This window comes from Pedobacter sp. GQ55 (assembly GCF_059758925.1).
Genome location: NZ_JCAXEI010000006.1, coordinates 237,940 through 254,661, shown reverse-complemented (window position 1 = coordinate 254,661; position 16,722 = coordinate 237,940). Strand labels below are relative to the sequence as shown.

Below are 16,722 nucleotides of genomic sequence, written 5' to 3'. Positions count from 1 at the left end.
GTAACCATATGAAGAAACTCAGTGTAATTAAAATTGGCGGGAATGTTATAGATAATTCAGAAAAACTACATCAGTTTTTGCTTGATTTTACAGCGCTTCCCGGGGATAAGATTTTAATTCACGGCGGTGGTAAAATTGCAACTGAACTGGGTGTTTCATTAGGGGTAGAAGCCAAAATGGTAGAAGGAAGACGTATAACTGATATAGAAACGCTTCGGATAGTTACCATGGTTTATGCCGGATTGATTAATAAAAACATGGTAGCTCAGTTACAGGCCAAAGGCAGTAATGCTATTGGCTTAACAGGTGCAGACGGAAACATAATACAGGCCGTTAAAAGACCTGTAAAGGATATTGACTATGGCTTTGTTGGAGATCTTGATGAAACTTCGGTTTCCTCAGATACTTTAGACAGTTTGTTAAAGGCCGGCCTGGTTCCGGTATTGTGTGCGATAACCCATGATGGCGCGTCGCAATTGCTAAATACGAATGCAGATACAATTGCATCTGCGGTTGCTGTGGCCATGTCGTCGCTTTATGATACCTCTTTAATTTACTGTTTCGAAAAGCGCGGAGTAATGAGAGATATTGATGATGACCAGTCTTTAGTGCCCGTGATTAGAATGGGTGAATTTGAAACCCTGAAAAATGAAGGCGTAGTTTCGGGAGGAATGATCCCTAAATTACATAATGCTTTTGAAGCCATAAAAAGCGGAGTTAATGCAGTATATATAGGCAAAGCAGATGAATTGCCACAAATAGATCAACAGAATTTCGGAACCCGATTAATCAGATAATTATGAACCAGTTTAAAGGCAGCATTGCCATTTTAGGAAGCGGAAATATTGGTGTCTCTTTAGCCAAAGGGCTAGTTAAGGCGAGTTATGCAGAACCAGGTCAGATTACTTTGACAAGGCGCAATGTTTCTAATTTAACTGCATTTTCTGATCAGGGATTTATGGTTAGTGGCGAAAATGCTGCTGTTGTTGCAGCCGCAGACATTATTGTTCTGGCAGTTTTGCCACAGCAACTGAATCAGTTATTAGAACAAATACGCCCTGCTGTTGATCCAAAGAAACAGGTTTTCATTTCTGTTGCATCAGGTGTAAGCTGTATTGATATCAGAAATAAACTGGGAGATGCAGTACAGGTTGTTAGGGCAATGCCAAATACAGCCATAGCTATAGGTCAGTCGATGACTTGTGTAGCCACAGATAATGCGTCAAAAGAGAATGTAGATGAAGTGGTTAGAATGTTTGAAACTGTTGGGGCTGTGGTTAAAATTAACGAGGACCTAATGACTTCTGCAACTGCATTATGCGCTTGTGGAATTGCCTTTTTCTTACGTGCAATAAGAGCAGCTTCACAAGGTGGAGTAGAAATTGGCTTCCATGCAGATGAAGCATTAAAAATGGCTGTTCAAACGGCAAAAGGTGCTGCAGATCTGCTATTGCAAATGCAGTCACATCCTGAACAGGAAATCGATAAAGTTACTTCACCCAAAGGATGTACAATAGCAGGATTAAACGAGATGGAACATAATGGCTTCAGCTCATCTTTAATTAAAGGTATTAAGTTATCGGCAATCAAAGCCGGGGCTTTATACACTAAAGAATAATTACTTATGATAGAACAACTGCAAAAAGATAGTTTAGAATTGTTAAAAGAACTAATAGGCATTCAGTCTTTTAGTAAAGAAGAAGATAAGACAGCTGATGCGATTGAACAATTTTTGCAGCAACGTGATATAAAGACTTATCGGAAGCTTAATAACATTTGGGCTTACAATAAGCACTTTGATAAGAGCAAACCTACCTTGCTTTTAAATTCTCATCATGACACCGTAAAGCCAAATTCAGGCTATACGCGCAATCCTTATGATGCCGCAGTTGAAGACGGTAAATTATACGGGTTGGGAAGTAATGATGCAGGAGGATGCCTGGTATCGCTTATAGCAACATTTCTGTACTTTTATAATCAGGAAGAATTGAGCTATAACATTTGTTTGGCAACAACGGCCGAAGAAGAAATTTCGGGCAACAACGGTTTGGAATGTGTACTTCCTGATTTAGGTGAACTGGAATTTGCGATAGTAGGAGAGCCTACACAAATGAACCTTGCAATTGCTGAACGTGGTTTGTTAGTGTTAGACTGCACTTCAACGGGAAAAGCAGGACATGCTGCACGTGAAGAGGGAGACAATGCAATTTATAAAGCACTTAAAGATATTGAATGGTTCAGAAATTATCGCTTTTCTAAAATCTCTGAGGTATTTGGTCCGTTAAAAATGTCGGTTACCATTATCAATGCTGGCTCTCAGCATAATGTTGTTCCGGCCACATGTACTTTTACTGTAGATGTGCGTGTGACTGATGCTTATACCAATGAAGAGGTGTTAAAAATTATCCGTACCAATGTGGATTGCGAGGTGACCCCAAGATCTATAAGGTTAAAACCATCATCAATAGATAAAGAACATCCGTTGGTTCAGTCGGGCATTGCTCTTGGAAGAACTACTTATGGTTCTCCAACAACTTCTGATCAGGCTTTGTTGAGTATCCCATCCCTGAAGGTTGGCCCTGGCGATTCGGCACGTTCTCATATGGCTGATGAATATGTTTATGTAAACGAGATTGCCGAAGGGATTGAACTTTATATTGACATGCTTAAGCCGGTAATAAAGGGCAAATAATTGTATTTTTGAACAAAACCTTACCTGGAGAATGCAGGTGTCTAGAATAGATTATAATGAAGATCTGGCAAAAAAACGTAAACGTAAATAAAGATATTGAAACCTTTACTGTGGGTAAAGACAGGGAATTGGATTTGCAAATGGCTGCTTTTGATGTGCTTGGTTCCCTTGCACATGTTGAAATGCTTGAAAGTATAGGCTTACTTACTGCAGATGAGCTTAACGCCATTCAAAAAGAACTTAAAAATATCTATGCCGATATTGAAACCGGTAAATTTACGATTGATGATACGGTGGAAGATGTGCATTCTCAGGTAGAATGGTTGCTTACCCAACGAATTGGAGATGCAGGAAAAAAGATCCATAGTGGCAGATCTCGTAATGACCAGGTCTTAGTTGATCTTAAACTTTTCTTTAGAAGCTGCATCGAAGAAATGGTTGGCAACACTTCCGTTTTATTTGGCCAGCTACTGGAATTAAGCAACACGCATAAAGATAAACTTTTACCAGGCTATACACACTTGCAGATAGCAATGCCGTCTTCTTTTGGATTGTGGTTTGGCGCATATGCTGAGAGCTTGGTTGATGATATGGAATTAATGCTTGCGGCATGGAAGATCTGCAATAAAAACCCTTTAGGGTCTGCAGCAGGATATGGTTCCTCTTTCCCATTAAACAGAACAATGACTACTGAATTATTAGGCTTCGAAAGGCTAAATTATAATGTAGTATACGCTCAAATGGGTAGAGGGAAAACAGAGCGCATTCTGGCACAGGCCATGTCATCTGTAGCAGCATCATTAGCTAAAATGGCTATGGATGTTTGCTTATTTATTAACCAGAACTTTGGTTTCATTAGCTTCCCTGATGAACTAACCACCGGATCCAGTATCATGCCCCATAAGAAAAATCCTGATGTGTTTGAATTGATTCGCTCTCGCTGCAATAAGATACAAGCTTTGCCAAACGAAATTGCGATGATGATCACCAACCTTCCTTCGGGATACCACAGAGACCTTCAATTATTAAAGGAAAATCTATTTCCTGCGATCACCTCATTAAATGAGTGTTTGGAGATGACTACTTTCATGTTGCAAAACATCACCGTTAAAGACAACATATTGGCTGATAAAAAGTATGCATACTTGTTTAGTGTAGAAGTGGTAAATGAACTTGCATTAAAAGGGACTCCTTTCAGAGAGGCTTATAAAATCGTGGGTGAGTCAATAGAGAACGGAACATTTACACCTGGCACTGAAATACACCATACACATGAGGGAAGTATTGGCAACCTATGCAATAGTGATATTGAAGATATGATGGACGAGATCCTGTCTCAGTTTAAATTTGAGAAAACCAAAGAAGCAATTCAGCAATTGCTATCTTAACTATAAATAAAGCAGAAGAAATGAATGTATCAGTATTAGCAAACACCCTTATAGGGTCTGAAATCATTAAAATTGGTAACGAGGTTAATGATATGAAGCGAAAAGGAGCGCAGATTGCAAACCTGACCATTGGAGACTTTGATCCGTCGATTTTTCCAATTCCTGCTGAACTTAAAGATGAGATTATTGATGCTTACCATCATAATCATACCAATTATCCGCCTGCCGATGGCATTTTACCACTTCGGGAAACGGTAGTTGATATTTTAAAGGACAGGTATTCATTGAACTATGCTGTGTCGGATATTTTAATTGCAGGAGGTTCCAGGCCATTGATTTACGCCACTTACCTGGCTTTAATTGATCCAGGTGATAAGGTGATTTATCTTGCACCATCATGGAATAATAATCATTATTGTCACCTTTCATCTGCAAAAGGCATAGCTGTAGTAACTACAGTGGAGAATAACTTTATGCCCACTGCAGATCAATTAAGGCCACATTTAAAGGGCGCAACGTTACTTGCGCTTTGTTCTCCATTAAATCCTACAGGTACAATGTTTACTCAGGAGCAGCTGGAAGAGATCTGTGAAGTGGTAATTGAAGAAAACAAATCAAGAAGAGCAGACGAGAAGCCCCTATATATCCTATACGACCAGATCTACTCTTTACTAACCTTTGGCCGCACACATGTTAATCCGGTAAGTTTACGCCCGGAACTAAAAGAATATGTAATCTATATAGATGGAATTTCTAAATGTCTTTCTGCCACAGGTGTTAGGGTAGGGTGGGCCTTTGGTCCGGAAGTTATAATCAGTAAAATGAAGGCATTGCTTGGTCATATTGGCGCATGGGCACCTAAGGCGGAGCAGGTAGCGGTAGCTAAGTACTTTAAAAACAACAATCTTGTTGATGGTTTCCTGGGCTCGTTTAAAAAGCAAGTTCAAATAAGTTTGGATGAGCTTCATAATGGCTTTCAGCAATTAAAATCAGAAGGGTTTAACGTAGATTCAGTAATCCCTATGGGAGCGATTTATTTGACGCTTAAAATCGATTATATAGGTAAAACAACACCATCCGGAGACTTGATTAAAAACAGTGCAGACGTAAATTTCTACTTAATTAAGGAAGCTCAGGCGGCGCTGGTCCCTTTTTCAGCTTTTGGAAACGACGAATCAATGGCCTGGTTTAGAGCTTCCGTTGGTGGATGCTCTTTGCAGGATATTAAAGATATGTTGCCGAGAATTAAAGCTGCGTTAGGAAAGTTAAAATAAAAGCTATTTAAATTCCGAAGTTTTGTGAAATTCGATATCCGGATAATCCCTCATGGTCATATTGATCATGAATTCATTATCTGCAAGGAAAACAGGATTGCCATCTTTATCTTGACCAATATGCTGTTGCTTACGTTTTAGGAACTCCTCTAATTTCTTCTTGTCTTTAGATGTTACCCAGTTTGATCTGCCATAGCTTAAGGTTCTGAAATACGCTTTAGCACCATATTCATGCTCAAGTCTGAAAGCAATAACTTCAAATTGAAGTTCTCCAACAGCGCCTATTATTTTTCTATTTCCAGGCTGTTGTATAAATAGCTGAGCAACGCCTTCTTCGGTAAGCTGTTGTATGCCTTTTTCCAGCTGTTTAGTGCGTAGGGGATCTCTATTCTCTACTTCCTTAAATATTTCAGGAGAGAAGCTAGGAATGCCCTTAAATTGCAATTGTTCTCCTTCTGTAAGGGTATCCCCAATTTTGAAATTACCACTATCGTATAAACCTACAACATCACCTGGCCACGCCTCCTCTACAATGCTCTTCTCATTGGCCATAAAGTCCATTGGGTTAGAGAATTTTAGTTTTTTACCTTGTCTGGTATGGAAGTAGAATTTATTACGCTCAAATTTTCCAGAGCATATTCTTAAAAAGGCAATACGGTCACGATGTTTAGGATCCAGGTTAGCATGGATCTTAAAAACAAAGCCTGAAAAGTTCTTTTCATTAACCAGAACTTCACGCTGTTCAGCTTCGCGGCTTCTAGGACTTGGGGCAATCTGAACAAAAGTGTCTAAAAGCTCTTTTATACCAAAGTTGTTAATAGCACTTCCAAAGAATACCGGAGCAAGCAATCCTTCGGTGTACATGCTTTTATCAAGCTTACCATAAACGCCATCTACCAATTCTAAGTCACCTTTTAAGCCATCAAGCTCTTTTGGCTTTAAAAACTTGCCCAGGTTTTCATCATTCAGATCGCTTACTTCAATAACAGGCTCGCTAATCTTAGTTTTATCTGGTTCAAATAGATTCAGGTGATTATTGTATATGCTGTAAACCCCCTTAAAAGTATGTCCTTGTCCAATAGGCCAGGAAAGAGGGCATAAGCTGATGTTAAGTTTATTCTCAATTTCATCAAGCAGATCAAAGGCATCCTTACCCTCACGGTCCATCTTGTTAATAAAGATGATCACAGGAGTATTACGCATCCGGCACACAGCCATTAACTTTTCAGTTTGCTCTTCAACACCCTTTACACAATCCACTACCAGAATGACACTGTCAACGGCTGATAAGGTGCGGTAAGTATCCTCAGCAAAGTCTTTGTGACCAGGGGTATCTAATATATTGATGCGCTTGTTGCTATACTCAAATCCCATTACAGAAGTAGCCACTGAAATTCCACGTTGCTTTTCTATTTCCATGAAATCGGAGGTATTGCTTTGATTTGCTTTATTCCGTTTAACTGCCCCGGCAGTATTAATAGCCCCTCCAAAAAGTAAAAATTTCTCTGTTAATGTAGTTTTACCTGCATCGGGGTGACTGATAATGGCAAATGTTTTTCGTTTTTCTATTTCCGGGTTAATCATAAAGAGTTTAAGCGTGTTGTGCTTGATAAAAGGCTGCAAAGATAAGGAAAAAAAAGTGTGGAATGTGTAAAAGGAAAAGCCGGCACATTTATGCCGGCTTTTCTTTATAAGTTTTATCTAGCCTCTTCCGCTTCTGGATGATCTTGAAGAGGAATTATTTTCTCTTCCGCCGCCTCCATTTCCACGGCTTTCAGATCCTCTGGAAGGTCTGCTTTGCTCAATCCTTTCAGATCTTTGAGGTTGAGGTTGAGGCCTGGCTTGTTCTTGCCTAGGTTGTGCCTGTTGTCTGGGCTGTGGCTGAGCCCTTTCTTGCCTTGGCTGTTGAACCCGCTCTTGCCTTTGTTGAGGCTGCTGTTGTCTAGGTTGCGCTTGTTCCCTAGGCTGCGACTGAATCCTTTCTTGTCTTTGTTGCTCCTGTCTTTGTTGCTGAGGTTGAACCTCCTGTCTCGGCTGAGCCTGATTTTCTCTTGTAGCACGAGCAGGCCTTTGAGATGGAGAAGTATTTCCTTGCTGCACTCTTTCAGGACGGCTGTTTGCTCTTGTGCCATCATTTGTTCTGTTGTCAGTTGGCTGGTTGCCATCTCTTGATACCCTACCATTAGAAACCCTTCCATCAGTGTTACTTCTGCCAGTGCTACTACGGTCAGTTCTAGGACTTGCATATCCTTCGCCACGAACAGGATTTCTTGGAGCTACATTTCCGGCATTGGTTTCTCTGCTACTTCTGCCGCTTGGCCTGTAGATCTCAACTTTGTTTCCACTGATGCTACTTCTGCCGGGTCTGCTGCTTCTGTCTAAGTTATAAACAGGAACTGCCTGTCTGGTCGAGCGTCTGATGTCGTCTGCCCTTGGACCAGTATAATAATTACGGCTGTTTCTTGAATAAACATTGTTGATGATAGTTGTATTGTGAATGATAGTTACATTTCTACGTGAATAGTAACGGGGGAAATTGCTATAATAGATGTTTCTTTGAGGAACAAATACCCACCAAAGATCCGGAATATTGATGTTGACATTAATATTCATACCAGGACCCATTGGTGCCCATCCATAGTAGCCACCGCCGCTTCTCCAGCTTACCCATGCCGGACCCCATACAGTATCGGGAATCCACACCCATTGGGAGTAACGGTTATAAACCCATCTTCCATAATGGAAAGGGGCCCATCCCCAGTCGTAATCAGAAACCCATGTGTTACCATATTCTGTCATAGCCCATCGGCCATTTGAATAATATGGCCTGAAGTCTGCTTGTTCTACATCTGGTCGCCAAACATAGCCATATTGAGAATCCTGAATCCAGGTACCATAAGGCGATAATTCGTCGTAAAAAGATTGCAAGGAGATATCCTCGTCTTGTGCCACAACCCGCTGTGCGGTCCCGGTTAAGAGGAGCATAAGCCCCAGCACAATAGCCGGTAATTTGATGATGTTTTTCATAGTGTGTGTGTTTAAATTTACCTAACGATCTTTATCTATCAATTTGAGTTCCAAATAATCTAAAAAGTTTAATCTGTTTAAGAAATATTACATTACGATTATGAGGTATGACGTAATTTTATTGGTTTAAGTATTATTTAGGCCAATGTAAAATCGGCCTTCCATTTAAACAAATTACGAAAAATAATTTGCAAGCGGCTATATTTAGATAGAAGATTACCCTTTACTTATAATATTTAATTCATCAAATGCGCTTTCCAGCAAATTATTTTCTTCTTTTGTAAGCAAAACATAATCTATGACAAAAGGCACCTTATTTCTTATTCCAGTACCTCTGGCAGAAAATGCAGCCCATAAATCTTTTACAAGCTTTCTTGGAGAGACCATCAATTCCATAAATACCTACATTGTTGAAAATGAGAAAACAGCGCGTAAGTTTTTGAAGGAAGCAGGAATAAAAGTACCTCAGAGTGATCTTGTAGTTCATGATTACGGTAAACATAAACGCAACGACTCCTTTGTTCCATATTTTAAGGAACTAATGACAGGGAAAGACGTTGGTTTAATGAGCGAAGCCGGTTGTCCGGGTGTTGCAGATCCGGGAGCCGATATAGTTGCAGAAGCACATAAAAGGGGCATTAAAGTAGTTCCTCTTGTTGGCCCAAGTTCTATTTTACTGGCATTAATGGCCTCTGGGTTTAATGGACAAAGCTTTACTTTTCATGGCTATTTACCTATTGACAAAGTAGAAAGGGGAAAGAAGATTAAGGAACTGGAACAATTAGCAGATAAAAATAAACAAACCCAGATTTTTATAGAGACCCCTTTCAGGAATAATCATTTATTTGAAGATGTATTAAAGAGTTGCCAGCCTCAAACATTACTTAGTGTTGCCAGCAATATTACGTCAGATGACGAGTACATTAAAACAATGCCAGTTGCATTGTGGAGAAAAGAGCGAATAGATTTACATAAAAAGCCCACAATCTTTTTGCTGTACCGTCAGGTTTAACGGTACATGTTTTTGCTTTCTATAAAAGCAAGAACATTGTCGGGGGTAAAATACTGAACATTTTTGCCCTCTTTAATCCCATTGCGAATAAAAGTAGATGAAATATCCATCTGTGGAGTTTCAGTAATAATAATTGAAGGGTGATTTTCCCATTCACCAATATCTATACCGGGTCTTGGATATACATATATCTGATAATTCTTTAAAAGAACCTCGTAATTTTTCCATTTTTTAATGGAAGCCAAATTATCTGCTCCCATTATTAATACAAATTCTTTCCCAGGGTATTTTTCTTGTAAATAAGTCAACGTATCGATGGTATAAGAAGGCTGTGGAAGGCCAAATTCGATGTCGCTAACCCTAATTTTTTCTGAGTTTTCGACCGCTAGCTTGGCCATCTCCAGTCGGTCGTACATATTTGTCAGACCGTTTTTATTCTTCAATGGGTTGTGAGGCGAAACCACTAACCAAACTTCCTTTAGCCCGGTAAAACTTGCCATATAATTAGCAATTACCAGATGTCCGGTATGTATGGGGTTAAATGAACCAAAGAATAACCCTGTTTTCATGATTTAGCTATTGATAAAATCTCCAACAAGTTTTTCAGCTTCAGCACATGCTGTAGCTAATTCGTAGTTTTTTAAGATAACATCAAATTTATCTGCATAGCCAAGCTCTTTTTCAGCCTTTATAAAACGTTCCTGTAGCTTTTCGGCACTATCAGTACCCCGGCCGCTCAAACGTTCTTTTAGCACTTCTAAAGAAGGCGGTTGAACAAAGATAGCTAGTGCGTCTTCCTCATACTTACGCTTTAAGCGTAATCCCCCCTCTACATCAATGTCAAATATTACGTGTTTGCCATCATTCCAGATGCGCTCAATTTCAGATCTTAAAGTGCCATAAAAAGTGCCGTTATAAACTTCTTCAAATTCTACAAATTCCTGATGGGCAACTTTGTGCAGAAAATCTTCTTTAGAGATAAAGTAATAATCCTTGTCATTTTTTTCATCTCCACGCAACTGGCGTGTTGTTGCAGAGATAGAAAAACTAAGTGAAGGAAATTTCTTAAGTAAGTGTTTTACAATTGTTGTTTTTCCGGCTCCAGATGGTGCAGAAAATATGATAAGTTTACCTTGTTTCATTTTTGTGTTGTCGTTTTTCAGCCAGTGGCTTACAAAACATTTAATAGTTGTTCCTTAATTTTTTCGAGCTCTTCCTTCATACCCACAACCAACTGCTGTATTTGCGCATCGTTAGCTTTTGCACCCATGGTATTGATTTCTCTGCCTATTTCCTGAGAAATAAAGCCAAGTTTTTTTCCATTGGCATCTTTGCTTTTTAAGGTTTCAATAAAGTAATCACAATGACTTTTTAGGCGAATCTTTTCTTCAGTAATATCAAGTTTATCAATATAATAGATTAATTCTTGTTCTAAACGGTTCTGATCTACGTTTATCTTTCCTACATTATCTTCAAGAAACTGATTCAATCTGCTCCTGATCTGAGGAATCCTAAGCGGTTCCAAAACTTCAATCTCCGAAAATAACTGAAGAATGTTTTTAATCCTCAATTCAAGGTCGGTCTTTAAAACAACCCCCTCGGCAAGTCTGAACTGGTTAAAACTTTCAAGGGCCTTAATAAACGTATTGTTTAAAATGTCCCAGTCATTTTCATTAACATCTTCGTCAGAATAACTGATTACCTCAGGAAAATTAAGAACAGCCTGTAAAAGATTATTAGAGTTGGCCCCTAACTGGATATTGATTTCTTCAAGTTGCTTGTAATATTTGCTCAATAGAGCAGCATTAATAGTTGCACCTTTTAAGTTTTCTTCACCGCGTTCTATATTTATAGAAACGCTTACTTTTCCGCGTTCAATTTCCTTACTGCAGATATTGCGCAGCAATAATTCCTTTTCCGAGAAAGCTCTGGGTAGTTTTAAATTCAGTTCCAGGAACTTACTGTTTAAAGATTTTATCTCTACTGCAAACTTTATGTTTTCGTGATCAGTAGAAGCCAGGCCATACCCTGTCATTGATTTTATCATGTGCAAAGATATAATTTATTGCCTTTTCAAACTCATTTAACTTTTTTTAACTTAGTTCATTGGCAAACAATGGTTAAGTTTACAAAAAATATTCGTTAGATGATAAGGCCTGGTTATTTAAATATTTTAGTATTCCTATTGTTCTTTGTGACATCCATATCCTCTGTTTCAGCTCAGCAGGAGTTTATTCTTAAGGGAGCTGTGATGGAAAAAGGAGCCTCTACACGTGTTGCTGCCGCACAAATCATAAATAAAAGAACAGGATTATCAGTTTTAAGCAGCGACTTTGGTTTGTTCCAGATCAGAGCGGTACCAGGCGATACGCTTTTGGTAATTAAAATTGAATATTCTGATGCCGAAGTAGTGGTCCCGGCAGCAGGTCAAGACCTCATTGTTTACTTAGATAGGGGTAGAACGCTTAGAGAGGTTAACATTACAGGACAGACAAAAAAACAGGAACTGAACGATATAAAAAGGGATTTTAAAAATAAAGGCTCATTCTATCAAGGAAAGCCGCCACTTTTGTCATTTCTTTTTAAACCGCTTACCGCTGTTTATGAATTGCTAGGCCGGACCCCTAAAAATGCAAGAAGATTTGGGCGCTATTATGAAACGGAGATGCAACAGACTTTAATAGATGGATTCTTTAATGAAGTTATCATTCAGAACAATACCGATTTAAAAGGAGAAGCACTGGAAAAATACATGCTTGATTATAGGCCGGAATACGAAAAAGCTAAAAATTGGACAGAATACGATGCTGTCAAATACATAAAAGAGTCTTATAAATCATATACAGACACGTTAAAAAAATAAGAAAAAATTCTAAATAGAAAGCGCCTCACAGGCCTTTTCTGCTGCAAGCTTTTCGGCATTCTTTTTATTGTAATCCCTGCCCGTCCCGAAGCTTTCACCCTCAATAACTGCCTGTATCGTAAATAATTTTGTGCTTTCACCTTCGCTATTTTGAACCATGTCAAAGGATATATCTTTTCCATGACGCTGGCACCATTCGATCAATTTACTTTTAAAATTAGTTTCAGTAAGCTCCAGTGTGTGAATATCGATGTACGGTTTCACTATTCTTTTAAGTAGGAAATCTTTGGTGAAATTATATCCTTTATCAAGATACACAGCGCCTACAAGGGCTTCAAATGCATCTCCTAACATAGAATGATGTTTGGTTTGGATATTTACAGCTTTTTGATCAAAAACGATCAATTGATCAAAGCCCATCTTTCTGGCAAGCTGATTAAGGTTGGCACGATTTACAATTTTTGAACGCATTTCTGTTAAAAAGCCTTCTTCCTTATATGGATAGCTTTTAAACAGTAATTCGGCAATCACAGAGCCTAGAATAGCATCGCCTAGAAATTCTAAACGTTCATTACTGCTCCGACTACCGTTTTTTAGGATTTTTGCCACAGACCTATGCCTGAACGCCATTTTATACAAAACAGTATTTCCAGGCACAAAGCCTAAAATGTTGTTCAACTTTTTTATAAAGTCTTTATCAGATGATAGATAAAGCTTATACAGGTCAAATAATGGCATTAATTATTGCAAAATTAAAGGAGGCTAACAATAGCCTCCACAAAGTGCTTTTTATTCTTCGTATTTTTTAAAAATCACTGAAGCATTGTGACCTCCGAAGCCAAAAGTATTACTTAAAGCAGCACGAATAGGCCTCTTTTGTGCCACATTAAATGTGAAATTTAATTTCGGATCAAACGCAGGATCATCAGTAAAATGATTAATAGTAGGAGGTACTATATCATTTTTTACTGCAAGGATAGATGCAATTGCTTCTATGGCACCTGCAGCACCTAATAAATGTCCTGTCATAGATTTTGTAGAGCTGATGTTTAATTTATAAGCATCCTCTCCAAACAAATCAACGATAGCTTTAGTCTCAGAAATGTCCCCCAAAGGAGTTGAGGTTCCATGAACATTGATGTAATCAATATCCGCAGTAGTTAAACCGGCATCTTTAAGCGCGTTTGTCATTACCATTTTTGCGCCTAATCCTTGCGGATGTGGAGCTGTAATATGGTTAGCATCTGCGCTCATTCCACCACCAACTAATTCGGCATAGATCTTAGCCCCTCTTTTCTTAGCATGTTCCAGTTCTTCCAAAATAATGGTTCCTGCACCTTCGCCGGCAACAAAGCCATCTCGGTCCTTATCAAACGGTCTTGAAGCTGTTTGAGGATCATCATTTCTGGTCGATAAAGCATGCATTGCATTAAAACCACCAATACCTGCTTCGTTAATGATTGCCTCAGACCCACCGCTAATCACAATGTCGCACATATTCAAACGAATATAATTGTACGCATCGATCATCGCATTTGTAGATGAAGCACATGCAGAAACTGTAGCAAAATTAGGTCCCCTAAGTCCATATTTTATAGAAATATGGCCCGGAACAATGTCAATTATTACTTTCGGAATAAAGAACGGATTCATGCGTGGTGTACCATCGCCCAAAAAGAAGTTCTTCATTTCATCCTGAAATGTTTTAAAGCCGCCAATGCCTGAGCCCCAAATCACGCCAACACGGTTGGTATCGATTTGTGAAAAATCGAAATTACCATCCTTTACCGCTTCATCTGTGGCTACTAAAGCATATTGAACAAATGGATCTAGCTTGCGGGCTTCCTTTTTGTCCAAAAAATCTTCTGGATTGAAGTTTTTAAGCTCACATGCAAATTTGGTTTTGAACTTTGAGGTGTCAAAACCTGTAATGGGGCCAGCGCCACTCACCCCATTTAACAGGCCATCCCAGAATTCCGGGATGGTACTGCCAATAGGAGTGAGCGCACCCAACCCTGTAACTACTACTCTTTTTACTTCCATTTATACGGATTATACGGAGACCGTATTTTACTTAACGTTTTTTTCTAAGTAAGCAATTGCTTGACCAACTGTACCAATGGTCTCAGCCTGATCATCAGGGATTGCTACATTGAATTCTTTTTCAAACTCCATAATAAGTTCTACTGTATCTAAAGAATCCGCACCTAAATCGTTAGTGAAAGAAGCCTCTGGTGTAACTTCGCTTTCATCCACACCTAATTTTTCAACGATAATAGCCTTAACTCTTGAAGCAATATCAGACATAATGTTATAATTTAATGGTTAAATAATTCAGTGCAAAGAAAAATAAATTCTTACACATTTCAAATGTTTTTATTTCTCTATCAATTTTAATGTTTTTATTTCGAACATTAAAGTAAAATTAGTTTTATAATTTCGTAATCCCGTAAATATACTGCGTTTTGAACAAAACTTATTTAAAACTATCGTTAGACCTCGATTTTGTACTAATTGCCATTACTGCATCGCTAAAGGATTATATGCTTTGTCATAAAGTAAATACTAGCCTTAATTTTAATTTTGAAAAGGTTGAGGATCATGAGGTTTATTTTAATATTGATGAGGATCCATTACCGTTTTCAAAGTATTATTTTTACGTTGAACAAGGTGAGATTGAATATTATATCCTTAACAACCGAAATGCCGAAGGGTTTTTAATTCCTGAAATGAATAAAGTAGATTTTTTTATGATTATTCATCAGTACATTGACAAAGAAGATCTTAATTTTATAATCAATGGATTGAATAAACTACCTGATATTCAGGTAGCTGCGCAGATAGATCCACGCAAATTGAAGTCGAGGGAAAATTTGATAATGTAAATTTTATATTGTAGGTGTATTAAATACACTATATTTGAACTTACATTATCAGACAAATAACATTAATAATCAGACGGGCATGGGTTTTTTATGTGAAAAATCATCGATTTGCCCGTCAATAATAAATTTAAGTAACTAAATGAAACCATTTCATTCCAGAACAAAAATTGTGGCCACCCTGGGCCCTGCTTCAGCTAAACCGGAAGTTTTATACAGTATGTTTAACGCCGGATTAGACGTTTGCCGTTTAAATTTTTCTCACGGTTCTCAGGCAGATCATCAGGAAGTATTGGATACCATTCGTAATATCAATGAAAAATACAATTATAATGTAGGTATCCTTGCCGATTTACAAGGGCCTAAAATTAGAATTGGTATGGTTAAGGATGGTGGTATTAACTTAGTTAATGGAAACCGTACCATCATTACTACGCAAGAATGCATAGGAAATGAAGAACGGATTTACATCACTTACGATACTTTTCCAAAAGATGTAAAAGCTGGCGAAATCATCCTTTTAGATGATGGTAAGCTGCAAATGCGTGTTATCGAAACTAACCTTAAAGACGAAGTTCTTTGCGAAATAGTTCACGGTGGTATTCTTACCTCAAGAAAAGGTGTGAATTTACCTAATACAAAAGTTTCTATTCCTTCTCTTACAGTTGAAGACAGAAAAAACCTTGAGTTTGTTCTCGAAAACGATGTAGAATGGATTGGGCTTTCGTTTGTTCGTAATGCTGAAGACATTATTGAATTAAAAGACATCATCAAACAAAGAGGTAAAACTGCTCGTGTAATCGCTAAAATCGAAAAACCTGAGGCAATTGCTAATATTGATGAAATTATTGCTGTTTCTGATGGTATCATGGTTGCCCGTGGTGACCTGGGAGTTGAAATGCCAATGGAAGAAGTTCCCTTGTTACAAAAAATGATTGTACAAAAATGTAGAGCTGCTTCGAAACCGGTAATTATTGCTACCCAAATGCTGGAAAGTATGATTACTACACCTAGGCCAACTCGTGCAGAGGTTAATGATGTTGCGAACTCTGTTCTTGATGGTGCTGATGCCGTAATGCTAAGTGGCGAGACCTCAGTAGGTGAGTTTCCGCTTATCGTTATTGAGACGATGCAGAAGATCATTCAGAACATCGAAACTAATAACTATCCATTCCATCCTGAGAAATTCCTTAAACCAAAATCTGAAAGCTTCTTAAGCGATGCAGTTTGCGATACTGCTTGTTTCCTATCTAAGCAAACAAACGCAGTTGGTATTGTTTCTATGACTGTGAGCGGATATACTGCATTTGAAATTTCAAGCCACAGACCTAAGGCTTTAACTTATATCTTCACCAGTAACAGATCTCTATTAAATACTTTGAGCCTTTTATGGGGTGTTCAAGGTTTTTATTACGACAAATTTGAAAGTACTGATGAGACCATTCAAGACGTAAACAGCCTGCTTAAGGAATACAAAATGGTTAAAAAAGGAGACGTGATTATTAACACTGCTGCTATTCCAATGGAACAGAAAGGCAAAACAAATATGTTAAAAATCACTGTTATTGATTAATATTCAGTAAC

General features: G+C 38.3%; 17 protein-coding genes. 9 read left to right on the top strand and 8 right to left on the bottom strand.

The genetic code is table 11. The features are described from left to right. Window positions 1-8: 8 nt before the first annotated feature. From argB to AC6CH7_RS17375, 5 genes are read left to right on the top strand one after another with little or no spacing between them, the layout of a single operon-like run. A complete protein-coding gene (gene argB, locus AC6CH7_RS17395) occupies window positions 9-797 on the top strand; it encodes an acetylglutamate kinase (RefSeq protein ID WP_498263950.1) in 789 nt (262 codons plus the stop codon). Between the two features lie 2 nt (window positions 798-799). Continuing rightward, on the top strand, window positions 800-1,618 hold the full coding sequence (gene proC, locus AC6CH7_RS17390) for a pyrroline-5-carboxylate reductase (RefSeq protein WP_498263949.1): 819 nt from the start codon (window positions 800-802) through the stop codon (window positions 1,616-1,618). A 6-nt stretch (window positions 1,619-1,624) separates the two neighbouring features. Then, complete coding sequence (locus tag AC6CH7_RS17385; protein ID WP_498263948.1) at window positions 1,625-2,692, top strand: M20 family metallo-hydrolase; 1,068 nt, start codon at window positions 1,625-1,627, stop codon at window positions 2,690-2,692. 56 nt (window positions 2,693-2,748) lie between these two features. Then, the gene (argH, locus tag AC6CH7_RS17380; protein ID WP_498263947.1) at window positions 2,749-4,080 is read left to right on the top strand and encodes an argininosuccinate lyase; all 1,332 of its coding nucleotides are present in this window, start codon (window positions 2,749-2,751) and stop codon (window positions 4,078-4,080) included. A gap of 20 nt (window positions 4,081-4,100) precedes the next feature. After that, window positions 4,101-5,354 carry a pyridoxal phosphate-dependent aminotransferase gene (locus tag AC6CH7_RS17375; RefSeq protein ID WP_498263946.1) on the top strand — a complete coding sequence of 418 codons (1,254 nt, stop codon included), beginning with the start codon at window positions 4,101-4,103 and terminating at the stop codon, window positions 5,352-5,354. Between the two features lie 3 nt (window positions 5,355-5,357). On the opposite strand, the gene AC6CH7_RS17370 is transcribed toward AC6CH7_RS17375, so the two are convergent. After that, window positions 5,358-6,938, bottom strand: coding sequence for a peptide chain release factor 3 (locus tag AC6CH7_RS17370; RefSeq protein WP_068889885.1), 1,581 nt, complete (start codon window positions 6,936-6,938; stop codon window positions 5,358-5,360). Between the two features lie 117 nt (window positions 6,939-7,055). Further along, window positions 7,056-8,381: a DUF6600 domain-containing protein gene (locus tag AC6CH7_RS17365; RefSeq protein WP_498263945.1), complete on the bottom strand. Its 1,326-nt coding sequence runs from the start codon at window positions 8,379-8,381 to the stop codon at window positions 7,056-7,058. Window positions 8,382-8,679: 298 nt separating this feature from the next. On the opposite strand from AC6CH7_RS17365, the gene AC6CH7_RS17360 reads away from it, so the two are divergent. Continuing rightward, window positions 8,680-9,393 carry an SAM-dependent methyltransferase gene (locus AC6CH7_RS17360; RefSeq protein WP_498263944.1) on the top strand — a complete coding sequence of 238 codons (714 nt, stop codon included), beginning with the start codon at window positions 8,680-8,682 and terminating at the stop codon, window positions 9,391-9,393. Here AC6CH7_RS17360 and nadD read toward each other — a convergent pair. From nadD to AC6CH7_RS17345, 3 genes are read right to left on the bottom strand one after another with little or no spacing between them, the layout of a single operon-like run. After that, a complete protein-coding gene (gene nadD, locus AC6CH7_RS17355) occupies window positions 9,390-9,962 on the bottom strand; it encodes a nicotinate (nicotinamide) nucleotide adenylyltransferase (protein WP_498263943.1) in 573 nt (190 codons plus the stop codon). The genes AC6CH7_RS17360 and nadD overlap by 4 nt on opposite strands. Window positions 9,963-9,965: 3 nt before the next feature. Continuing rightward, entirely contained in the window at window positions 9,966-10,535 is a 570-nt protein-coding gene (gene gmk, locus AC6CH7_RS17350) for a guanylate kinase (protein WP_498263942.1), read from the bottom strand. Window positions 10,536-10,564: 29 nt separating this feature from the next. After that, window positions 10,565-11,428, bottom strand: a complete 864-nt coding sequence (locus AC6CH7_RS17345; protein WP_498264043.1) for a YicC/YloC family endoribonuclease — start codon at window positions 11,426-11,428, stop codon at window positions 10,565-10,567. 111 nt (window positions 11,429-11,539) lie between these two features. Between AC6CH7_RS17345 and AC6CH7_RS17340 the strand changes: the two genes are divergently transcribed. Then, a complete protein-coding gene (locus tag AC6CH7_RS17340) occupies window positions 11,540-12,256 on the top strand; it encodes a hypothetical protein (protein WP_498263941.1) in 717 nt (238 codons plus the stop codon). A 9-nt stretch (window positions 12,257-12,265) separates the two neighbouring features. Here AC6CH7_RS17340 and rnc read toward each other — a convergent pair whose 3' ends face one another. Genes rnc through AC6CH7_RS17325 form a run of 3 tightly spaced genes read right to left on the bottom strand, consistent with a single transcriptional unit; the run spans window position 12,266 to window position 14,563 of the window. Then, entirely contained in the window at window positions 12,266-12,994 is a 729-nt protein-coding gene (rnc, locus tag AC6CH7_RS17335) for a ribonuclease III (RefSeq protein ID WP_172662244.1), read from the bottom strand. Between the two features lie 51 nt (window positions 12,995-13,045). Then, window positions 13,046-14,299 carry a beta-ketoacyl-ACP synthase II gene (gene fabF, locus AC6CH7_RS17330; protein ID WP_048908233.1) on the bottom strand — a complete coding sequence of 418 codons (1,254 nt, stop codon included), beginning with the start codon at window positions 14,297-14,299 and terminating at the stop codon, window positions 13,046-13,048. A gap of 27 nt (window positions 14,300-14,326) precedes the next feature. Next, on the bottom strand, window positions 14,327-14,563 hold the full coding sequence (locus AC6CH7_RS17325; RefSeq protein WP_008508386.1) for an acyl carrier protein: 237 nt from the start codon (window positions 14,561-14,563) through the stop codon (window positions 14,327-14,329). Between the two features lie 158 nt (window positions 14,564-14,721). On the opposite strand from AC6CH7_RS17325, the gene AC6CH7_RS17320 reads away from it, so the two are divergent. Then, window positions 14,722-15,141: an IPExxxVDY family protein gene (locus AC6CH7_RS17320; protein ID WP_048908234.1), complete on the top strand. Its 420-nt coding sequence runs from the start codon at window positions 14,722-14,724 to the stop codon at window positions 15,139-15,141. A gap of 139 nt (window positions 15,142-15,280) precedes the next feature. Beyond that, a complete protein-coding gene (gene pyk / locus AC6CH7_RS17315; RefSeq protein WP_172662243.1) occupies window positions 15,281-16,711 on the top strand; it encodes a pyruvate kinase in 1,431 nt (476 codons plus the stop codon). Window positions 16,712-16,722: the final 11 nt, after the last annotated feature.